Here is a 21096-nt window from a genome sequence, read left to right as displayed (position 1 = left end):
ATACCACAGGGATTAAAATCCCTCGTGTCGCTTCCCTCTGTTGGGAGCCAAGCCACGCTCGTTTCCCACTTACCGCGAGGTCTTATGAAAACTATATAATATCTTAACAAAGATTAAGATAAGTATATTATACTATTTTTAAATGGTGTGAGTTAAGTTTGTAATGCCAACCACTATGTCTACTATGTCATCCAGTGTTTCCGAATGCGAATCCCACGCTAACTTAGTCAAGAAGTTAACGAAGGCTTACTATCGAGACGATCAGCAAGTGAAGTTCATAGACTTACAAGCAGAGGTAGATTCCCTTTTAGCGCAATTGCAAAGTCTCAAAAGCGAACAAGTGGAAGCTCCCAGCGACGAAGAATAAATTACCTGTAATGGTGACTATTCAAATTGCTGATTAGTTTGTGACCAACGTTGCAAACTATAGCCCTGTTTCTTTTCTACCAGTAACGCTAGAGATTGGTCATCAGTAAGTTGAGCGATCGCTATTAGCGTTTGCTGGCTTGCATGGGCAAAATCACTATGAATTACCCTGCTATCCGCCGACAAAATCAGAGTCCGGGGACGTTTCTGATCTTCCACTGGTTTTGAGTTATTACCATCGGACTGATTTAAAGATGCTATAGCGGGATCAGAAATAGTTATGACAATTTCCTGCTGTGCATCATTAGTTAAATCAGCCAATTGAACTGGCCAATCGCCCATTTTTTCCCGCATTTCCTGAAAATCAGGAATATTACCAGCATTTATATCACCCGACTGTTGTAGTTTTCTCCAGATAGTCGGCAAGATTAATTCTACTAATTGGGGTTTTTGTTGATATAACTCCTTTACAGATACCGGATACGATTCTATCCATTTCAACGCATCCACAGTCATGGCTAAAGGTTGAGGTTGAAGAGATGTGACCTTATTTTGAGAAAGCGCAGAACCCGACATTAACAACCGTAAACCCTGATCTTGCACTTGTACAGCTTTAATCGTAGTCGTAGTAACTTCTTGTTCTCCATTGGGTTTCCAGACAATAATTTGCATACTAGGGTCATAACTAATACCCAGAATTTTTCGCCAAAATTTTCGAGGTTGATGTTTCAGTTGGTCAAAATTAGCAAATGGATAACGTAACCAGCTTGTACCATCATGAAATGCACTAACTTCCACCTGATACCAAACTTGATTATTAGTAATTTTCAAATCAGTTTGCAGAGATATTGGCAACCAATCCTGCTCATTAATACGACTAATTTGGTTGACAGTGCCAATAATTCGACTTTTATGGGCATTGATCTTATCATCATCAAGTTTAGTTAAAATATCTTGAATATAATTGAGTGTTTCCTGGTTAATATTCGGTTGTGCTTGCAACCAAGCATTAGCTCTTTCTTCCCCCCGTTGGACTTTAAAAATTAGTGCGACCCAAGCTAAAACTGCGCGACGATTAGGATTGAGTCGTAACGCTACAGCAGACCGATTCCAGATTCTCCCTTTATCTGTTTGTAGTAAATTAGCAATTTCTTGACCATAATCAGGTGAAGTTTCAAATACCTGTAAAGCCTTTTCCCAACGACCATCAATAATATCCGCTGTAACTTGTTGCTGAGGACTTGCCCAATTTTTCTCAGCCTGCATTTTCGTAAATTCCGAATGTAAGCGAATTACATCTATTTGCGCCCGTGCTGCCGCTGAAAAAGGCTGTTTACGCTGTTTTTCTAAAGATATCAACCATGTAAAAGCAGGAGTCCAAAGTCCATTTCTGGCTAATAACAGAGATTGTTGAAAAGCAAATTCATCAATTGCGGGTTTTTGGAAATTAATTGCTTCTAAATAAATAGAATTAGCCACTAACTTACTAGGTTTAACTTGATAAACTTGTAAATTTGGTTCTACATTTATCGTTTGATCAATAATTAACTCCTTTGAATCATTACCCGTTATCTGTTGCCATTTAGGTAATTGACCATTGTGGGTCTTCCAAGATAACATTTGTTGTAAGCTTTTCAGAGTAGGATTGTAATAGACAATTTGACCATAGGTAATATTATCATCGTTATTTTTGTGTTCACCCTGCAAATAAAACCAAAATCCTGGAAATAGATTAGTATCTGCAAAAGCTTTCACCTGATTTAAAGGTAAATTTGTCTTGGTTTCTTGATTGTCTGATTCAGAAATAGCCGCAAATGAAGAGGACTCTACAAAATTTCTCGATAATCCAGTAACAGGTAATTTAGTAATTAAATAGTAGGATTTTTCTGACTGAAATTTAGATTCCAAATCCGGTGAAAGTTTATAGATCCTCAATTCTACCAATTCTTGACAATGAGATTGACAATTCTTGCGTTTTTGGAAAATTGGTAATAAAAAAGATTCCTCTGATTTACCATCTAAAGGCAGGATTTCGCCAGATAGACGTTGTTTTTGAGTTAAACCGAGTTCAATAGCTGTAAGTGTTTCCGGTAGTTCTCGTTTACCTGTAGATATTTTTGCCCATTTTGGTAAAAAATCATTCACCCAGCTAATCTGGGCAGGATTTAAAATAAATAGCACACTAATCCAGCCAAAACCAATAATTACACTGGCACTGCTTAACAACAGACCCATAGTCAACGTAGACCATAGCCAACTACGCCGTTGAGAACGTTTGGGTAATTTTTTAACATTCTTCTTGATTGCAGCTTGAGAAGGCTGATTCAGCTTAGTAGCTTTTGGTCTGCGTTTGCGGGGTTTATTGATCATCTGACTATTACTAGCGCTGGTAATTTGAGGTTGTTCAACATCATCAATGATAAATTCTGACAAACTTGGTGCAATTTTGCCAGTGTACTGGGGTAAAACTTAAAACTTCGCCCAGATCTCCGACTTCTTCAAGAAGTCGGGGATCTTGTTTGTTGTTTATAATTGGGAATGGGTATATTTTTGCTGAAATCACGATCACGAACAGGGAGAAAATGAGCAATAAAAAAGGTTTGGTTGACAACCAAACCTTGACTTAAATCCAGTGCATAACAACATCCCGAATCAATTTAACCTATATGATCTATTTTCAACATCTTCCCATAGTATGTATGCAAATTTCATAAAACCTGATATGAAATCAGTGGTCAGTTGTCAGTAGGGGCGAAGCATTTGGAAGATAAATTATCGATCATTGCCAAAAATAGTTCTCCAAATGCTTCGCCCGTACAGTGGTCAGTTGTCAGTAGGGGCGAAGCATTTGGAAGATAAATTATCGATCATTGCCAAAAATAGTCCTCCAAATGCTTCGCCCGTACAGTGGTCAGTTGTAACAGGAAAGTTATTATTACTCCTATTACCTATTACCTATTACCTCTTTCTGAGATAAATCTAATAAATTTGCTAACTTGTAAACTATTCGCGCACCAACATTACCATCCCATTCAGCATCACCAACTTCACAGACATCAAAACCAATAATTTCTCTACCACTATTTACCAGTTCGCGGAACAAACAATAAACTTGTTCTAATTCCAGTCCTCCAGGAACAGGAGTACCTGTATTGGGGCAAAGTTTAGGATCTAAACCATCAATGTCGAAGCTAATATAAACTTTTTCTGGTAAATTGTTGATAATTTCTCGACATAAATCCAACCAGTTTTTACCAGCATATAGTTGTTGTTTAATTGCTGAATCATAATAACCAATAATGCGATCATTTGATTGATTAATGATTTGCACTTCATCATGACAAATATCTCGTACACCGACTTGGACTAATTTAGAAATTTGCGGTATTTTCATGGCATTAAACATAATAGACGCATGAGAAAATTCAAATTCCTCATAGGCATTCCGTAAGTCTGCATGGGCATCAATATGTAAAATTCCCCAGTCATCATATTGATTAGCTAAGGCTTGAAAGTAGCCTAATGGTGAACTGTGATCACCACCAATGACAGCAACTCGTTTACCTTGATTCATTGCTGCTTGTGATTGGGTCAATAACCAATGATTTACCTGTTCCCCAGCTTGGTTAATTGCTTCTAGAACAGAGGTTAAATCTGGTGAATCTGTTAGGGATTTACCTTGAGCTTGACGTTCAATAATTCTGGCTGCTTGTTGACGATAATAGTTATTTTTTTCGATCATTTCCTGGGGAATTTCTACCATAAATATTCCCTGTTTCCAACCGTCGGGATGATCAAAATCAAATAAATCTATTTGCAGTGAGGCATCTAAAATTCGCTGTGGTCCGTTCGCAGTTCCCGCACGATATGAAACGGTGACTTCCCAAGGTATGGGGAAGATAATTAAATTGGCTGAATCGTAATCATCAGGTAATCCGAGGAAGTTACCATTTTTTTCGGCTACGCTGTTGGGATTGTATTCTTGTAGTGGGTTATTCATGGATAAGATAATTTGATAAATTCAAGTTCCAAATTTATGAGTATAGATTTTTTTTGGTGATAATTCTGTTCTCTATTCTCTGCTATATAAACTTTTTTGTGAATTTGATTAAGAACGACGGGCATTTAAACAACACCATTCTTTTTTTTTCCAGAGAGTAGCAACAACCCAACCATTTTGTTTTAAAGCATCAGCAACACCCCGGGATTGTTCTAGGAGAATTCCACTAAATATACCCCAAGTGCTGGGTTTGGTAATTGTGGTCATTTCTGGGAGTAATTCAATAATTACATCAGCTAAAATATTACAGACAATACCATCTACTGGCTGATCAATTATTTTCCGTACCATGTCTACACTCCCCTCAATGGGGATTAAATAGTCTGGACGGATATCATTAAGAGCGCGATTACTGAAAGTGGATCTCACCGCTACGGGATCATGATCAACGGCATAGACTTTACCAGCACCTAGTAAGATTGCTCCAACGGCTAGAATACCCGAACCACAGCCAATATCGGCAATGATTAACGGTTCTTTTTTTTCTTCCGTATCCACAAAGGATTGAGGAACTTCACTAAAGCGCATTTCTAGAGATTCTAAGCATAATTGGGTTGTGGCATGATTGCCTGTACCAAACGCCACACCAGGATCTAAGCGAATTACTAACCTGTCCAAGGATTCGGGTAAAGGTAGCCAAGCGGGGTTAATCAGAAAGCGATCGCCTATTTCTTCCGGTTGCCAGTGTTGTTTCCAGCTACTAGACCAGTCCTCTTCGTCAATTAAGCCCCAATGCACCATGGGTGAAGGGAGTCCTACACATAGTGCATCTTGGCGCAGCCATAGTGATAAGGCAGCCAAATCTAGTAATTGGGTTTTAAAGCTGGGCAAATAAGCCTTAATGATGGCGATATTACCCTTAATTTCTACTGATGTACCACGACAGCCAAATTTTTCTAACCGCCAAAATATAGTATCTTCTAAATCTGGTTCAGATAAAATATTCAATTCCCACCAAGTGTTTACCATAGAATTTTAGATTTTAGATTCGTAAAAACAAACTTTGATTGCTATGATTATCAAATTACTGAATCAATACTGTTCGGTTAAGGATTTTCGTAGGTTGGGTTGTAGCTTGCTTGCCCGTTGCGGTACAAAGACCAAACCCAACAAACCGTTGCAAATGTTGGGTTTCGTTCCATTGCTCCGCAACGCTTACGCGAACAACCCAACCTACATAATTTCATTGTTTTGAGCTTAACCGACAAGTATTGATTACTGAATCATCTGCATCAAATAAATCCCAAAAATCACAGTTAAAGTGCGACTGTATATGCGTCCCGAATACCATCTACTTTTTTAATTTCCTCTAAAATGCCATCGGGTAAAGGATCATCAATACTGAGAGCCATAACAGCATCACCACGCACAATTTTCCGACCTACCTGCATACTAGCAATATTGACATTAAAGCTGCCGAGGAGAGAACCGAGTTTACCAATAATACCTGGCATATCCCGGTGTCGGGTAAACACCATGTATTTACTAGGGGGAACGTTAATGGGGAAACCGTCAACGTCTGTTAAGTGAATTTCCTTATCACCTAATAAAGCACCTGTGACAGAATGTGTACCTAAAGTCCCTGTAGCTTGGAGGTGCAATGAACCGGCATAATCCCTTGCGGAAGCATCCCTGGTTTCAATGACTCGAATCCCCCGTTCCTTGGCTTCTATGGTAGCGTTGACATAATTGACCCGTTCCCGTAGGGCTTGGTAAAGTAGTCCTTTCAGGGCAGCGATAACTAAAGGTTGACTTTTATTAGTTGCCAGTTCCCCTTGCAGTGTAACATTAAGTGTCTCAACTCTGCCGCCGGTGAGTTGACCAACTAAGTTCCCCAAGGTTTCCGCTAATTCCATATAAGGCTTGAGTTCTTCGAGAATATCGGGTCCAAGTCCAGGAATATTCACAGCGGAACGGGCAGGTAGTCCTAATAACACATCCCGAATTTGTTCAGCCACATCTATGGCGACGTTGACTTGAGCTTCAGCAGTGGAAGCACCGAGGTGAGGGGTAAGAATAACTTCTTTACCTAAGCGTAGCAATTCAGAATCACCTAATGGTTCAGAATCGAACACATCCAAAGCCGCCCCAGCAATTACACCATCTCTAATTGCTACTGCTAAAGCCGCTTCATCAATAATGCCACCACGAGCGCAGTTAATAATTCTGGTGGTGGGTTTCATTAACGCCAAGGTTTTAGCGTTGATGATGTTGGCAGTTTCCTTAGTTTTGGGAATGTGCAAGGTGATATAGTCGGCTTGCTGGAATAACACATTTAATTCCACCAATTGACAACCCAATTGTTCCGCTCTTTCGCTGGAGATAAATGGATCATAAGCTAGGAGTTTCATGCCCATTGCTTTAGCTACACTGGCAACATGAGAACCAATTTTTCCTAACCCGACAACGCCGAGGTTTTTTTTGTATACTTCCGAACCAACAAATGATTTCCGATCCCACTCACCACGTTTTACTGAAGCATTAGCATCAGGAATGTGACGAGACAAGGATAACATCATAGCTAAAGCGTGTTCTGCGGCGGCAATGGTATTACCTTCTGGGGAATTGACGACGACAATCCCTTTGCGAGTCGCTGCGGGAACATCAACGTTATCCACACCTACACCGGCACGGCCAATAATTTTTAATTTGGTGCCAGCTTCTATAATTTCTTGAGTAACGCGAGTTCCAGAACGGATCATCAGCGCGTCATACTCACCAATGATGGATTTAAGTTCATCTGGCTTGAGGTTGGTTTTGACATCAACGGTGGCAACTTGGGAAAGAATATCAATACCAACTTGATCAATTGGATCTGAGACAAGAACCTTAGACATAATAACTTGATTTTGGTTGACAGGTTTTGCTGTACAAGATTTTTTAGTTTAATCTTTATCTGTGGCACTTGGGCAAAAATTATGGAAATCTGTTTTAAAAATAGATCCCCGACTTCTCCAAGAAGTCGGGGATCTGAATATTCTAAATATTTGAACTATTTACCAATTACTAAATTTTACTAAATTTTCTTTTCTCCACATCACATCTCTTTTCCTATTTGTTTTGACTTCTAAAACCCTAATTCCTATTTTTGGTAATTGCTTTAAGCTATCTTTTAGTTCTTCCCAAGAATTAATTAACTGATATTGCACATTATAAGTAGCACATAATCGAGCAAAATCAATATTTTGAGGAGTGGCAAAAAATTCTTCAAAAGGTGGATTAAATTTGGCAATGGGTAACATTTCAAAAATTCCCCCACCATTGTTATTAATCAAGATAATCGTTAGATGTCCAATAAATTTATTTCTAATTAAAAAACCATTGGTATCATGCAATAAAGATAAATCTCCTGTTAGCATTACACTACTTTGCTGATGATGTGCTATTCCTAAAGCAGTGGACAAAGTACCATCAATACCATTTGCACCCCGATTAAAATAAGGTTTAATTCTTAAATTATTGGGTTTCCAGAAAAATTCTACATCTCGCACTGGCATACTATTTGCAATGAATAGGGGTGTTTCTGGTGGTAGGTTTTGGGAAATTAACCAAGCGGTTTTACTTTCGATTAATTCATCTACATTTTCAAAATAATCATCAATATTTTTTCTAACTTGCTTTTCTGATATACACCATTTTTGTAAATACTCACTTTTTGCTAATTCCTCAATTTCCAATTTACCAATTTCTGTTACTGATATTCTTAAATGTGTGGTTTTTCCATGTAAAGGATCTAAATTTTGATCACAATTATCAATTATCAAACGTTGAGGATTAGTAGTAATTAACCAATTGCGTAATTCTTTACTTGTGGGCATTTCTCCAATTTGAATTACGATTTCTGGAGATAATTCTTTGGCAAGTTGTTGATTTCTAAGAATGATGTCATAGGTAGAAATTAAATAGGGATTTAAGTCTGTGTAATTTCTGACAGGGGAAAGTCCTTCAGCTAAAACAGGCCATTGGAGAGATTGACTTAGGTTAGCGATCGCTCTACAATACTCTTCCGGGGCTTGTGGTTGAGCGACACCAGCAATAATAATCCCTTTTTGGTAATTGGTAATTGGTAATTGGTAATTGGTAATTGGTAATGGGGTGGAAATCAAACTAGAAAAGAAATCTTCTGTATCTAAGGTAAAATCTGTACCATCGGGAATGGGCGCGAGGGGATCACGAAAAGGTATATTTAAATGTACTGCGCCGGAATTAGGAAATTGACACCGTTCCCAAGCGTGAATAACCGTTTGTCTGAGATAACCTAACATTCCCATATCCACCGAAGGTGTAGCTAATTCCGTTTGCCAATTGGGATAATTACCGTATAATTTTACTTGGTCAATAGTTTGTCCTGAATGACAATCTCGTAATTCTGCTGGTCTGTCAGTGGTTAATATTAACAAAGGGACGCGACTTTCTCTAGCTTCAATTACTGCTGGATAAAAATTTGCTCCCGCAGTTCCCGAAGTGCAAACTAATACTACAGGTTTCCCCGTTGCTTTTGCTTGTCCCAACGCAAAAAAAGCCGCAGAACGTTCATCTAAAATCGGAATTGCTTCAATATGCGGTATTTGTTGGACAAAAGCCACAGTTAATGGTGTAGAACGAGAACCAGGACAGATAACAGCGCATTTTAAACCCAAACGTTTGAGGGTTTCTGTTAATACATAACACCAAAGAAGATTAAGATTATTAAAAGTAAGTTGCATTGATTAGAGATTATGGACTGTATTCATTTAACGGGAATTTGCGGCTATGGCTATACTGGATTTTTACCAGAAGAACAGGCATTAGGACAATGGTTTGAGGTAGATGTTAAATTATGGTTGGATCTTTCCCAACCCGCTAAAACAGATAATATTGAAGATACTATAGATTATCGGCGCGTAATTGGTTTAGTGCAAAAATTGCTGAAAACCTCAAAGTTTGCATTGGTGGAAAGACTAGCTGGGGTTATAGCTGATGGTATTCTAGAGGATAGCGACGGTATTAGTCAAGTACAAGTTATTCTCAGTAAAACCGCTGCACCTATTCCTGATTTTAGCGGCAAAATCAGTATTGAATTGACTAGAAGTAAACTTCAGTAGCAGGAGTCACATAATTAGCCGTAAAACCCTTTGTACCAAATTAATTTGAAACTGCATAGAATAGAATATCAATAATAATTAACCGCAGATAAACGCAGATAAACACAGATAAAGAGGGATAAATTCATTAATTTCATAATTCTGTATAGCCTCACATAAAATTGGTATTAGCTGTAAGGCTTGACAATTAAAATTTATTCCTCATTTACCTGCAATATGCTATAATACGATTTTGCAGAAAAGCACTATAACAAGTTGGTTTAATTACTTTAGTTGCTGAATTCTTTTATTTGCTAATGTTAATAATCGTTGTGACTCAGTGTAGGCAGTAGTTCCTGGTTTGATAGTATTAAGTTGAGTCATAACTCCCTGAATTTTGGCTCTCATCTGATTTTTATCACTTGGTGGAGAAGCAATCAATTCTTCAATTTTATGATTAGCTTCTTTGAGAATTTCCACGGCATCACTTTCCATTTGCCTCCGACTTTTAATAGTTCCTAAATTAGTCTGATATTGTGCTATTAATTTTTGTGCTTCTACATAACTGGGTTCACTAACTTCAATTCTTTCTAATTGCTGAATTGCCTTTTCCCACAACTCACCAATTTGTTCCCATTTCTGAGCCGTATGGGGAGGATTTTGGGAAGCTTTCGCAGCAGCTAAAGCATACTGTTTTCCAGCTTCAATTAAAGTCGAACTGCGTTGATCAACAACAGTTTTTTGTTTGACTTGGTATCCAGCCATTAATTTTTGTGCGTCCATATAACGAGGATTTGCATTTGGTATTTGTTCAAGTCTGGTAATTGCCTGTTGCCATAATTCTGATGCTGCTTGAGAGTTTTTGGGTTTCACTTTCTCGGCTTCTAAATCAAATTCCTGTGCCGCAGAAATGAAATTACTAACTCGCGCATTTTCAAAATCCCGTTTGTAAGCCGCGAGTTGAGTTTGGGCGTTTTTACCAGCAAAAGTTTGTTGAGAAATTTGATCTAATTTATCTATAGTTGTTTGCCAAGATGCGATCGCACTTTCTCGATCTTTTGTATTTGTAGCCTGTTGATATTGTTGCTTTGCTGCTAATAGTTCTTTCTGGGCTTCATTAAATGGGACTAAGGCATTTTTATCCTGAAAAGTCACTGCTTCTAACCGCGCCACTCGCTGACGTGCTTGTTCAAATTCATCAAAAGTAAACTGCCAGGAACAACCAAACAAAGTACAATAAGGTTGTGGATAATAACCCAAAAACCAAACTGGTAAATTCTCCAAATGTTTTTTTGCTTCTTTAACTTTTTCTCCACCCCGTTCAATATCGGCCGTGCTAGTAGCTTTACTAATTAATTGATCTGCCTGTTCCAGGGAATCAATCGCACCTCGGTAGTGACGATCCATACTCATAAAACTGGGTAACAACAGCAATGGCGCTGCTTGAGCTACAGGTTGACGAATCATCGGATAAGGTAAATTCACCACCCACAATATCCCCGCTGTACCAGCCACGAAAATCGCCGCAAATTTGATTTTCCCGAACATAGTCATTTATATCCAATCATTACTATACTTAGTATTCCCTACTGTGTCCAAAAATAATACTAAAAAAATCAAAATCAAGTCTACAACATTTTAATTTATGCTATGATATATAAAATATGAGTTACGTAACGCATAATATCTACCATTATTAATTTATGTCTAGATAATAATAAAGAAGTAATAAACCCCACCAGAGAAATAATTTGCACGGCGGAATTTTGGTTATTGCTGCGGACTCCAACCAGTAACCCAAACATAACGCTATCTATTAAAAATATTAAAGTTCCTAGTAATAAAGTAATCGGGTTATTAACCAAGCCTACTTGAAAAATAATTGTCCCTAATCCTATGACAATTAATGCTTCAGTTATGGCAATTAATAGATAAGCCATACCTTTACCTAATAACAATTCTGTGGCACTAATACTAGAAGCATAAACTTGTAAAATCGTCCCTTTTTCTTTTTCTCTGACCATAGCAATTGCTGTTAGTAAAGATGGAAAAATCCACAAAATTACACCATACACTCCGGGAACAATATATAGGGATTCTAATCTACCAGGGTTAAACCATAAACGGATTCTAGCTGTAATTCTTTTCGTAGTTGGTAAAAGTCCTGCTTCCTGCATAAAGAAATTGGTAACTCTTTGAATACTTCCTCGAATTACACGGGCATTATTCACATCTGTAGCATCAATTAAAACTTGAATTGTAGTGGTTTTATTGGCTTTAATATCTCGACTAAATTGGGGAGTAATAATTACCGCTACTTTCGCAATACCTCTATCAATAGCATCTCGCGCTGGGTTTCCTCCTGTCCATTCTTTGGGGATAAATTGATTTGTGGCATATAATTTTTCAATATAGCTATTACTCAAGTTTGTATGATCAAAATCCTGAACAACTAAGGGAATATTTTGACTCTCCAATCTGGTAGCAAAACCAAAAATCAACAATGTCATAAATGGCAATAAAAATGCTAATGCTAATGTCAATTTATCACGTCTAAATTGAGCTAATTCTTTGATAAGTAGGTTGGCGTTAAAAATTGTCGTTAACAGGGAACTCTTAACTGGGAACAGGAAGAGAGTTTTGGGCGATTTTACTTTTCTTCACATACCTTTAAATTTTTCAGTTCACCTACTTACACTGGGAAATAATTCTTTTCATAGGTAACAGGTAGATATTATAGTAAAATTTTTGTCTGAATCAGGTGGTTATCGAGCGATAGCCTGCGTGGCGTAGCCATAGTCGAGATAATGTCCAGGATTCAAGGATTTATAGGATGTGATTGTTAAATGTTCCCTCGATAAATTAGACTAGATTCTAGTCGGTTAAAACCGACTTTAGCTTTGAGACAGGGAATTTATTCCCTGGATTTCTGGTGATGATTGACAGTTTTTTTGTCAGAATCAGGATATCCAGGATTTGAGGATTTTCAGGATGATGATTTTTAGGATGATGATTTTTAGATTATGGAAATTTCTTGATAATCACCAAATTCAGTTGTATTGATAATAGAACAAATCTTATCAAGTTGTGTCCGAATTTTATTTATCTAGTTAAGGCTGGTAATGGGTAATTGGGAATCGCTTATTAACAATAACAGTACAAATATTAAGTATCAGTTTTAATTATTCTCCGTTCTTTGCACTATTCCAATAAAAGCATCTTCCAAGGAAAAAGGAATAGGACGAAGTGATTCGACTGTAAAGTTTGCCGATTTTAAAAGCTGCATTACTTGGGGAATTTCTGTTTCTGGGTTGTCGAGAACTATATGTAAACTATTCGCAAAAATAGAAACTCTCCAAGCATCAAATTGTTGTTTTAATAGTTTAGAAGCAGCTTGATTTTGATTAACAATAATTTCTATGAGTTTTCCTGGTTGAGAATCTTTGATATAACTGGGTGAACCTTCAGCCGCGATTTCTCCAGCTACCATAAAACTCATCCGGTTACATTGTTCGGCTTCTTCTAAATAATGGGTTGTGACTAAAATTGCTGTACCATTTCGCGCAAAATCATTGATTAGTTTCCAAAACTGACGACGTGCTAAAGGGTCTACTCCAGATGTTGGTTCGTCTAAAAATAAAATATCTGGTTCGTGCATAACTGAAGCACCAAAAGCAACTCTTTGTTTCCAACCTCCTGGTAATTGTCCCGTTAGCATATTTTCTTGTCCTTCTAACCCACAAGTAGAAATTACCCAATCAATTTTTTCTTTTCTAAGTTTGCGGGGAACGCTGTAAACACCGCTATAAAATTCTAGATTTTGCAAAATTGTTAAATCGTCATAAAGGGTAAATTTTTGACTCATATAACCAATGCGTTTTCTTAATTTGGCACTTCGCAAGTTTCCGGTTTCTCCACCTAAAGAAATTTCTCCTCCACTAGCTGCTAATAATCCACATAACATTTTAATTGTGGTGGTTTTTCCTGCACCATTTGCCCCTAAAAGCCCAAATATTTCCCCATAACGCACTTCAATATTGACACTTTTAACAGCTTGAAATTTACCAAAGACCCGATTGAGATTATTCGCATAAATAACAATTTGTGAAGATGGTAATTGGTAATTGGTAATTGGTGATTGGTAATTGATAATTGGTAATTAGTCATTATTAACTTTTTCTATAGCTTTTCCCAACTTTATATGAGACTTCACAGAATCATAAAATCCATTAATTCATCCCTCTTTATCTGCGTTTATCCGCGTTTATCTGCGGTCAATTATTCTTAATTCCTAACTTTTAGCTTGTAACCTAATTTCCGCTACCGCCGCTTGACGGGCTTCTAAGGTGGCTATGGCGGTATCTAATGTAGTTTGTGATTGGTCAAATTGCTGTTGATTAATAGCACCTTCTTTGATAAGCTGTCCATAGCGATCGCGGTTGATTTTCGCTAATTTTACTTCTGCCTCTGTTTGCTTAACTTGGGCTTGTGTTTGTAATAATTGAGCCTTAGCCGCGGCTACGTTAGATTTTGCCTGTTGAATTCGTCCTTGGGTATCCCCTTCCGACTGCTGTAAATTGAGTTTTGCTTCCCTAATTTGACTATTAATTTGTTCAAGTTCACTTTGCACCCTATCCACATCTGCAATTGCCTGTTGTTCATCAGATTGTGCAGATGTTACCCTAGCCTCAGTTCCTCTTAATTGTTCTTGTAATAATTGATCATTACTGTCATCTAATTTAATTAATTCTTGTCCCTTTTTAACATAAGCCCCTTCTCGCACTGTAATTGACTCAATTCTTCCCGAACGCTTAATCCCAATTTCGGTTTCATAACCTTCAATTCTGCCACTTAGTTTCAGTATATCTACCGCTTTTTGTGGTTGAGTTCGCCACACTGCATAACTAATACCACCTCCCACAACTAACAACCCCAATAACAAAGGAATTGGTTTTTTACCCTTCTGCTGCTGAGATGGTGGGATAGTCACATTAGTAAAATTGTCTGGAGATATTGGCGCAGTTTGAGACATAGTAGCAGCTGAGATGATCAACTTATATTTTAAGATACATACTAGACCGTCTAGTATAACAGAAATTTAAAGCCACCTTCAAGCCCGCAGGTTTCAACCTGTAGGTGAAAGTGGCTATAAAATCAGCGTATTAACAGGTTGTTATGGTGATGCACTCATAACAAATCCCATCTATTCTCTACCCGTAGGTAAACCTAACTTGTGATTGCTAGGAGTAGAAGAGGGTTCATTGTAGGCTATTTTTAACTTTGGTTTAGCACTACCGCCACTGCCACCGCTGCTACGTCTTTCATCGTTACCTCTACCTTCTTTTGACCAAGAGGAACGGCCACCGCGACCACCACCAGAACTACGTTCCCGTTCTCCACCATCCCCACGTTTGTTAATTCTGGGTTTGGGAGTTGGGCTTTCGTCTACGGGCAGGTCTACTCCTGATATTAACCAAGCAGGACGGGTTTGATCGTAAGCGATTTGTAAAGCAGCCGCAGCGATCGCATGAGCATCATATTCCTCAATCATTTCGCTGATAATCGGCAAGAAGGAAGCTAACCGTTCCCCAGCTAAAGCTTCTGCCACTTGTCCTCTTAACTTCTGGATATGTTGGGCTTCAATCTGCGCCTTGGTAGGAATAGAGAGAATTTGCCAAGTTTGACGGTTATGGCGTTCAAATGCCTGTTGTTTGCGGCGTTCAAAAGATTGTACTAAAGAAATTGCCGTTCCTTCTTTTCCAGCCCGACCAGTCCGACCAATGCGGTGAACATAGGTTTCGACGCTATCAGGTAAATCAAAGTTGATTACATGAGAAAGTTGGTCAACGTCTAACCCACGCGCTGCAATATCAGTAGCGACAACCCAACGCACTTGACGGTTACGGAAACGGATTAATAGGCGTTCCCGCGCTTGTTGAGACAAGTCACCATGATATTCATCCACACTATGACCAGCAGATTGCAATTGACTGGTTAATTCTGCGGCTGTGCGGCGGGTGCGAACAAAGATTAAAGCTGTTTCTGGATCTTCCATTTCCAGAATTGGTTGTAAAGCTTTAGCTTTTGTCCAATGACGAGGAATCATGTAAGCCACTTGATTGATTTTATTCGGTGCGGCTTTGGGTTGTTCAACGGTGACAGTCACCGGTGAGTTCAAAAATTTATTTACCAACATCCGAATTGATGGTGGCATTGTCGCGGAAAATAATGCTGTTTGGCGTTCATTGGGGGCTTGGGAAAGAATTCTTTCCACATCGTCAATAAAGCCCATACTTAACATTTCATCAGCTTCATCTAAGACAAACCATTTGACTTGATCTAGCTTCAAGTTACCACGATCTAGTAAGTCTATGACCCGTCCTGGTGTCCCGACAACGATTTGCGCCCCACGTCTGAGTTGCATAATTTGACGGTCAATTGATTGACCACCATAAATAGCCGCTGCTTTCAAGTAACTGTTACCAATAAATTGGGAAACAGCCGCATGAACTTGAATTGCTAATTCACGAGTTGGGGTTAAAACTATTGCTTGTACAGCTTTGAGGTTCTCATCTAACCGCTCTAAAATTGGTAGAGAAAAAGCCGCGGTTTTACCTGTTCCTGTTTGCGATTGACCAACTACATCCCGACCATTTAATAGTTGAGGAATTGCTTGGGTTTGAATATTTGTAGGTTCAGTAAAACCCATGCCTTCTAACAATGTAGCCCGTTCTGGGGAAATGCCTAATTCTTGAAATGATAAATTCATTAACGCTCCTAGATTTGATTGTAAATTTGGGACTGGTAAACCGATACTTATTTGTAAATTAAGTCTTATACAACAGCAGATAGCAGATGGGAAGATAATCTATCACTATTGATAACTTGACCATAGAGGTCATAGGCATCGGCACTTTGAATTGCTACTTTGACGATGGTTCCTAGCCTAGCCTCTCCTTTAACATAGACTTGACCATCAACTTCGGGAGAAAATCTGCCGGAACGACCGATTAATTCTCCACCTTGGGGATTTTCCTGTTCAATCAGGACATCAACTATCTTGCCGACTTCCTGTTGATTTTTCTGGAAAGAAATTGGCTGTTGTAATTCCATTAGGCGATTACGGCGTTCCGTCATCACTGCCGCTGGAATTTGATTGGGTAGATTGTAGGCAGGAGTTCCTTCTTCTGGTGAGAAAGTAAAAACACCAACATGATCAAATTTATGTCGTTGGGTAAACTCTAATAAATGTTGAAAATGCTCTTGAGTTTCTCCAGGAAAACCAACTATAAATGTGGTTCTGAACACTGCTGATGGTAGGGCAATTTTCAGCCGTTCCATAATCCCATCATTGATCTGTCCTTGCCAGGGACGATTCATAGCCCGGAGAATTTCTGGATGGGAATGTTGCAGTGGCAAGTCCAAATATGGCAAAACGTTGGCAGTTTCTTGAATAGCTGCAATCACATCCGCTGTTAATCCGGTGGGATAGGCGTAGTGCATCCTAATCCAAGGTATATCTACTTTGCCTAATGCCCGCAGCAATTCGGCTAATTTGGGTTTGCCGTAAATATCTAAGCCGTAATTGGTGGTGATTTGGGAAATGAGAATTATTTCTTTGACACCTTGACTTGCCAGTTGTTGGGCTTCGGCAACTATTGATTCAATGGTACGCGATCGCTGATTTCCTCGTAAATGGGGAATAATGCAAAATGCACACCGATAATCACAGCCTTCTGCCACTCGCAGGTAAGCTACTCCTTCGGTGGTTGTCCGATAACGGGGTGTGGTTTCGTCGGCTATATAAGTGGGTTCAGCAGTAATTTCTTTAACTCGCTCTCCCCGCTCTGCTCGCTCGATCACATCCACAATTTTGTGATAATCACCTGTCCCTACTACCGCTACTGCTTCTGGCAATTCTTCCAATAATTGTTCTTGAAAGTGTTGCGCCATGCAGCCAGTAATCACGATTTTTTTCTTGGCTTCCGCTAGTTCTACTAGGGTTTTTACTGATTCTTGTCGAGCCGCTTCGATAAAACTACAGGTATTGACAATTACGTAATCTGCTAATTCTTCGTTACTATCTACACCATAGCCTGCATTTACTAGCAGCCCTAGCATATGTTCTGTATCAATTCGATTTTTCTCGCAGCCCAGGTGAGAAATGGCAATCGTTGGCTTTTCACCCATATTTTCAATAAGTCTTCCGTTTTTCCTTGTTAATTAACATTTAAGCATTGGGTCGGGAATAAATACAGCAGATCATAAGTAAACGAATCAATACGGGTTTAGCATTGCTAAAGCTCTACCTAATAACTCACTCGGTGAATTTTGCTATAATTTCCACCCAACTACCCGCCACTAATTACCAGATTTAACCTATATAACTAGCAACTTTAACTAGTAAAAGCCAAATTACAACCTTCGTCTATCGTATTGATAGAGGCCATGCCATGATACTTCTACTAATTTGTTTCCCAGGGTAATCTCAAGTGTCTTTGGGTAAGTCTGACACTCATAATATTTTTAACAATTCGCTTAATGGTATTTTGCATTACCGTAGCGTGGGCGTTGTTAATTTACCCGTTGGGAAGCCGACCAAGAGGTCTGTTGTGAGAAGCCGCTACCCAACTGGGGAAATCGCACTGGCGACTACGCCTATCAAGCAGTAATGCTACTCGGACATTTGCAATTAAATGCCGGGAAGCTGCCTTACATCTTGTGAGTGGCAAACTCCTCTTGTTATCATATTCTATCTTAACATATCTTATGGAAGGTGGAAATTTAATTTCCATCTTGAGGAGGAGGCAACAACCTGACCATAAGAAAACTGGTGAGGATCTACGCTGATACTTTTAACCAAGACATTCCCCGACATCTGAGAAATCGTGAATGTCCAGTATAGCATCACCAATTTAGTCGGTGAAGGTGGTATCCCATATGCCTTAGAATCATGTTCTAATGGCTCTTGATTGTCTATCAACGAGTTCAATGTTTCAATCCTCAATTACCTTAATTAGTAATTGTCACTTTTCTTTGCAGCTTTTCAAGTCTATTCGGAACTATTACAGTTACTCAAAATATTTATTGACTTTAAATCAACTACAAAACTCTCGTATCTATTTAATATTATGAACCTATTGTCGGTAAATGTCAATGGATGTCTGAAGATTTGATGTCCTATTCATTGCTCCAAATTCGTGAAATTTTTACTGCCACCTGCTATATCTAGTTTAGACAAGGAAATAGATAATTGGTGAAATTACTATTTCTGATCTGTTTCGGTGTTCCCGAAAGCAATTTATCTTAGTACAAGAAGACATCCGGCGGCAATGCCCAGGGAATCTACATTTTTTTGTTTGATTCTCGCTGTCTATTTATTGATGCCATTTTGTTACCCCCTCGTCTGGAGGGTGGGGGTAGGCAACGACTCCAGACTGTGACCGAAAAGCTTTATGTTAAAATTTGGTCATAGTCGCCATAGGGCATTGGGAGACTTTAAACGGACATGGAGGGACGATAAGACCACTTGTGGCGTGTTCCGGCGAAGTGTCAAGAATCACCGCACCTTCAGTCCGGTGAGTATGTCAAAAATAAATTAAAGCCGTGGATTTACATCAGTTATTTAAAACCGGAACACCAATTATTGGCGTAGTACATCTGCTACCTCTTCCGACTTCAGCCCGTTGGGGAGGTAGTCTCAAAGCAGTGATTGACCGTGCCGAACAAGAAGCCACAGCCCTTGCTAGTGGAGGGGTAAATGGGATAATAGTTGAGAATTTTTTCGATGCCCCTTTTACCAAAAATCAAGTTGATCCAGCCGTTGTCAGTGCTATGACTGTGGTTGTTCAACGCATCCAAAATCTAGTAACTGTGCCTATAGGGTTAAATGTGTTACGTAATGATGGCAGAAGTGCGATCGCTATTGCTAGTTGCGTTAATGCCCAGTTTGTCAGAATTAATGTTCTCACGGGTGTGATGGCAACTGACCAAGGATTAATTGAGGGGGAAGCTCATCAATTACTGCGATATCGGCGAGAATTAGGATCTGATGTGAAAATTTTTGCTGATGTTTTGGTAAAACACGCTCGTCCTTTAAGTTCTCCTCATCTCACTGTTGTTGTTAAGGATACTATTGAACGAGGTTTGGCTGATGCGGTAATTTTATCTGGTTGGGCTACGGGTAGTCCTCCTGACCAAGAGGATTTGGAACTGGCTAGTAATGCTGCTGCTGGTACTCCTGTTTTTATTGGTAGTGGTGCAAGTTGGGAAAATGTGGGTACTTTGTTACAAGCGGCAGACGGGGTGATTGTTTCCAGTTCTCTGAAACGTTATGGTCAAATTCAGCAACCGATAGATCCGATTCGCGTCAGTCAATTTGTCGAAGCTGCCCGCAGACCTCTATTGTCTAAACTATGATTCTTTTGATTTCAGTGATTAGAAATTGTCTAAACTATGATTCTTTTGATTTCAGTGATTAGAAATTGTCTAAACTATGATTCTTTTGATTTCAGTGATTTAGATGATTATGAGGATCTTTAGACTCTCTTCCCCAGTTCCCAGTCCCCAATCACCAATATTATGATTCGTCGTCGTTCTACTCCTTGGATTCATAAATGGTCACGTCCGGCGATCGCAACCATCGCTGGATTTGGTATCCTGAATACAGGTTATCTCACTTTTGAAAAGCTGACCGGCAGCACTCCGGTTTGTACTACAGCAGAAAATGTTAAGGGTTGTGTGGATGTCCTTTCTAGTCCTTGGGCTACGGTTTTAGGTCAACCATTACCTTTATTTGGTTTGTTGGCATACATTGGGATGTTGATACTGGCTTTAGCTCCCTTAGCATTGAACACAGGGGAAAATCACAAAGGTCAGAAACAACTGGAAAATTTGACTTGGTGGTTGCTGTTTGTGGGAGCGATCGCTATGTCAGTTTTTAGTGGATACTTAATGTATGTCCTGGCATTTCAACTCAAAGCTATTTGTCCTTACTGTATTGCCTCTGCCTTATTTGCATTAACTATGTTAGTGCTAACTGTTACAGGTAAGGATTGGGAAGATATTGGACAACTTTTATTTACGGCTTTGATTGTGGCAATGGTAACGCTAATTGGGACTTTAGGAGTTTATTCTCAAGTCAGCCCATTAAGTAATATTACTGAATCAACTGATGGTAAACCCACAGCAATTACCTTTACTCCTAAAGAACAACCAAATCCTCAATTTGGCTGGGAAATTACCACTAAATCTGGTGAAGCGGAGATTGCTTTAGCTCAACATCTTGTTAAAGTTGGTGCTAAGGAATATGTAGCTTATTGGTGTCCACACTGTCACGAACAGAAGCTACTTTTTGGCAAAGAAGCTTATACAATCATGAGTGAAAGTTCTACAGTAGAATGTGCTGGTGATAGTCCCAAAGGTAAACCAGAATTATGTAAAGCTGCAAAAATCGAAGGTTTCCCAAGTTGGGTTATTAATGGTAAAATCTATAGCGGAGTGCAGACTCTAGAGGAATTAGGAAAGATCACTGGTTATACAGGTCCGAAAAACTTTAAATATTTCCGCTAGAGCAATGATGACTTGGGCATTCTATCAGTTCTCTCA

General features: G+C 39.0%; 15 protein-coding genes and 1 pseudogene. 5 read left to right on the top strand and 11 right to left on the bottom strand.

The genetic code is table 11. The annotated features are described in order from the left end of the window. Positions 1-175: 175 nt before the first annotated feature. Positions 176-367, top strand: a complete 192-nt coding sequence (locus AN490_RS14015; RefSeq protein WP_300004404.1) for a hypothetical protein — start codon at positions 176-178, stop codon at positions 365-367. Between the two features lie 17 nt (positions 368-384). On the opposite strand, the gene AN490_RS14010 is transcribed toward AN490_RS14015, so the two are convergent. Then, positions 385-2799 carry a hypothetical protein gene (locus tag AN490_RS14010; protein ID WP_366925042.1) on the bottom strand — a complete coding sequence of 805 codons (2415 nt, stop codon included), beginning with the start codon at positions 2797-2799 and terminating at the stop codon, positions 385-387. Between the two features lie 370 nt (positions 2800-3169). On the opposite strand from AN490_RS14010, the gene AN490_RS14005 reads away from it, so the two are divergent. Further along, on the top strand, positions 3170-3343 hold the full coding sequence (locus AN490_RS14005) for a hypothetical protein (RefSeq protein ID WP_300004339.1): 174 nt from the start codon (positions 3170-3172) through the stop codon (positions 3341-3343). Here AN490_RS14005 and AN490_RS14000 read toward each other — a convergent pair. From AN490_RS14000 to menD, 4 genes are all read right to left on the bottom strand, one after another. Beyond that, positions 3311-4366 carry an agmatinase family protein gene (locus AN490_RS14000; protein WP_300004336.1) on the bottom strand — a complete coding sequence of 352 codons (1056 nt, stop codon included), beginning with the start codon at positions 4364-4366 and terminating at the stop codon, positions 3311-3313. The two genes, AN490_RS14005 and AN490_RS14000, sit on opposite strands and share 33 nt — an antisense overlap. 108 nt (positions 4367-4474) lie before the next feature. Then, positions 4475-5395, bottom strand: a complete 921-nt coding sequence (gene prmA / locus AN490_RS13995; protein WP_300004333.1) for a 50S ribosomal protein L11 methyltransferase — start codon at positions 5393-5395, stop codon at positions 4475-4477. A 287-nt stretch (positions 5396-5682) separates the two neighbouring features. Then, positions 5683-7263 carry a phosphoglycerate dehydrogenase gene (serA, locus tag AN490_RS13990; protein WP_300004330.1) on the bottom strand — a complete coding sequence of 527 codons (1581 nt, stop codon included), beginning with the start codon at positions 7261-7263 and terminating at the stop codon, positions 5683-5685. A gap of 159 nt (positions 7264-7422) precedes the next feature. Continuing rightward, complete coding sequence (menD, locus tag AN490_RS13985) at positions 7423-9132, bottom strand: 2-succinyl-5-enolpyruvyl-6-hydroxy-3-cyclohexene-1-carboxylic-acid synthase (RefSeq protein WP_300004327.1); 1710 nt, start codon at positions 9130-9132, stop codon at positions 7423-7425. Between the two features lie 12 nt (positions 9133-9144). Between menD and folB the strand changes: the two genes are divergently transcribed. Beyond that, positions 9145-9510 (top strand): dihydroneopterin aldolase, encoded by a 366-nt coding sequence (folB, locus tag AN490_RS13980; RefSeq protein ID WP_300004324.1) that lies wholly within the window; start codon positions 9145-9147, stop codon positions 9508-9510. A 264-nt stretch (positions 9511-9774) separates the two neighbouring features. On the opposite strand, the gene AN490_RS13975 is transcribed toward folB, so the two are convergent. From AN490_RS13975 to rimO, 6 genes and pseudogenes are all read right to left on the bottom strand, one after another. Further along, positions 9775-11037: a hypothetical protein gene (locus tag AN490_RS13975; protein ID WP_300004321.1), complete on the bottom strand. Its 1263-nt coding sequence runs from the start codon at positions 11035-11037 to the stop codon at positions 9775-9777. 95 nt (positions 11038-11132) lie between these two features. Then, entirely contained in the window at positions 11133-12032 is a 900-nt protein-coding gene (locus AN490_RS13970) for an ABC transporter permease (RefSeq protein ID WP_300004318.1), read from the bottom strand. Positions 12033-12667: 635 nt separating this feature from the next. Then, positions 12668-13594, bottom strand: a pseudogene (locus AN490_RS13965) (ABC transporter ATP-binding protein); the annotation flags it as partial. 186 nt (positions 13595-13780) lie between these two features. Then, positions 13781-14521 (bottom strand): biotin/lipoyl-binding protein, encoded by a 741-nt coding sequence (locus AN490_RS13960; protein ID WP_300004315.1) that lies wholly within the window; start codon positions 14519-14521, stop codon positions 13781-13783. Positions 14522-14692: 171 nt separating this feature from the next. Continuing rightward, positions 14693-16258, bottom strand: a complete 1566-nt coding sequence (locus AN490_RS13955; RefSeq protein WP_168652409.1) for a DEAD/DEAH box helicase — start codon at positions 16256-16258, stop codon at positions 14693-14695. 65 nt (positions 16259-16323) lie between these two features. After that, positions 16324-17679: a 30S ribosomal protein S12 methylthiotransferase RimO gene (rimO, locus tag AN490_RS13950; RefSeq protein WP_168652408.1), complete on the bottom strand. Its 1356-nt coding sequence runs from the start codon at positions 17677-17679 to the stop codon at positions 16324-16326. A gap of 1416 nt (positions 17680-19095) precedes the next feature. Here rimO and btpA point away from each other — a divergent pair. Further along, positions 19096-19908: a photosystem I biogenesis protein BtpA gene (gene btpA / locus AN490_RS13945; RefSeq protein ID WP_300004310.1), complete on the top strand. Its 813-nt coding sequence runs from the start codon at positions 19096-19098 to the stop codon at positions 19906-19908. A gap of 162 nt (positions 19909-20070) precedes the next feature. Then, positions 20071-21060: a vitamin K epoxide reductase family protein gene (locus tag AN490_RS13940; RefSeq protein WP_300004308.1), complete on the top strand. Its 990-nt coding sequence runs from the start codon at positions 20071-20073 to the stop codon at positions 21058-21060. Positions 21061-21096 lie beyond the last annotated feature (36 nt).

Source organism: Anabaena sp. AL09 (assembly GCF_001672255.1).
Classification (GTDB): Bacteria; Cyanobacteriota; Cyanobacteriia; order Cyanobacteriales; family Nostocaceae; genus Dolichospermum; species Dolichospermum lemmermannii.
Note: the sequence above shows the minus strand (reverse complement) of the source record. Positions and strands in the feature narration are given on the sequence as shown.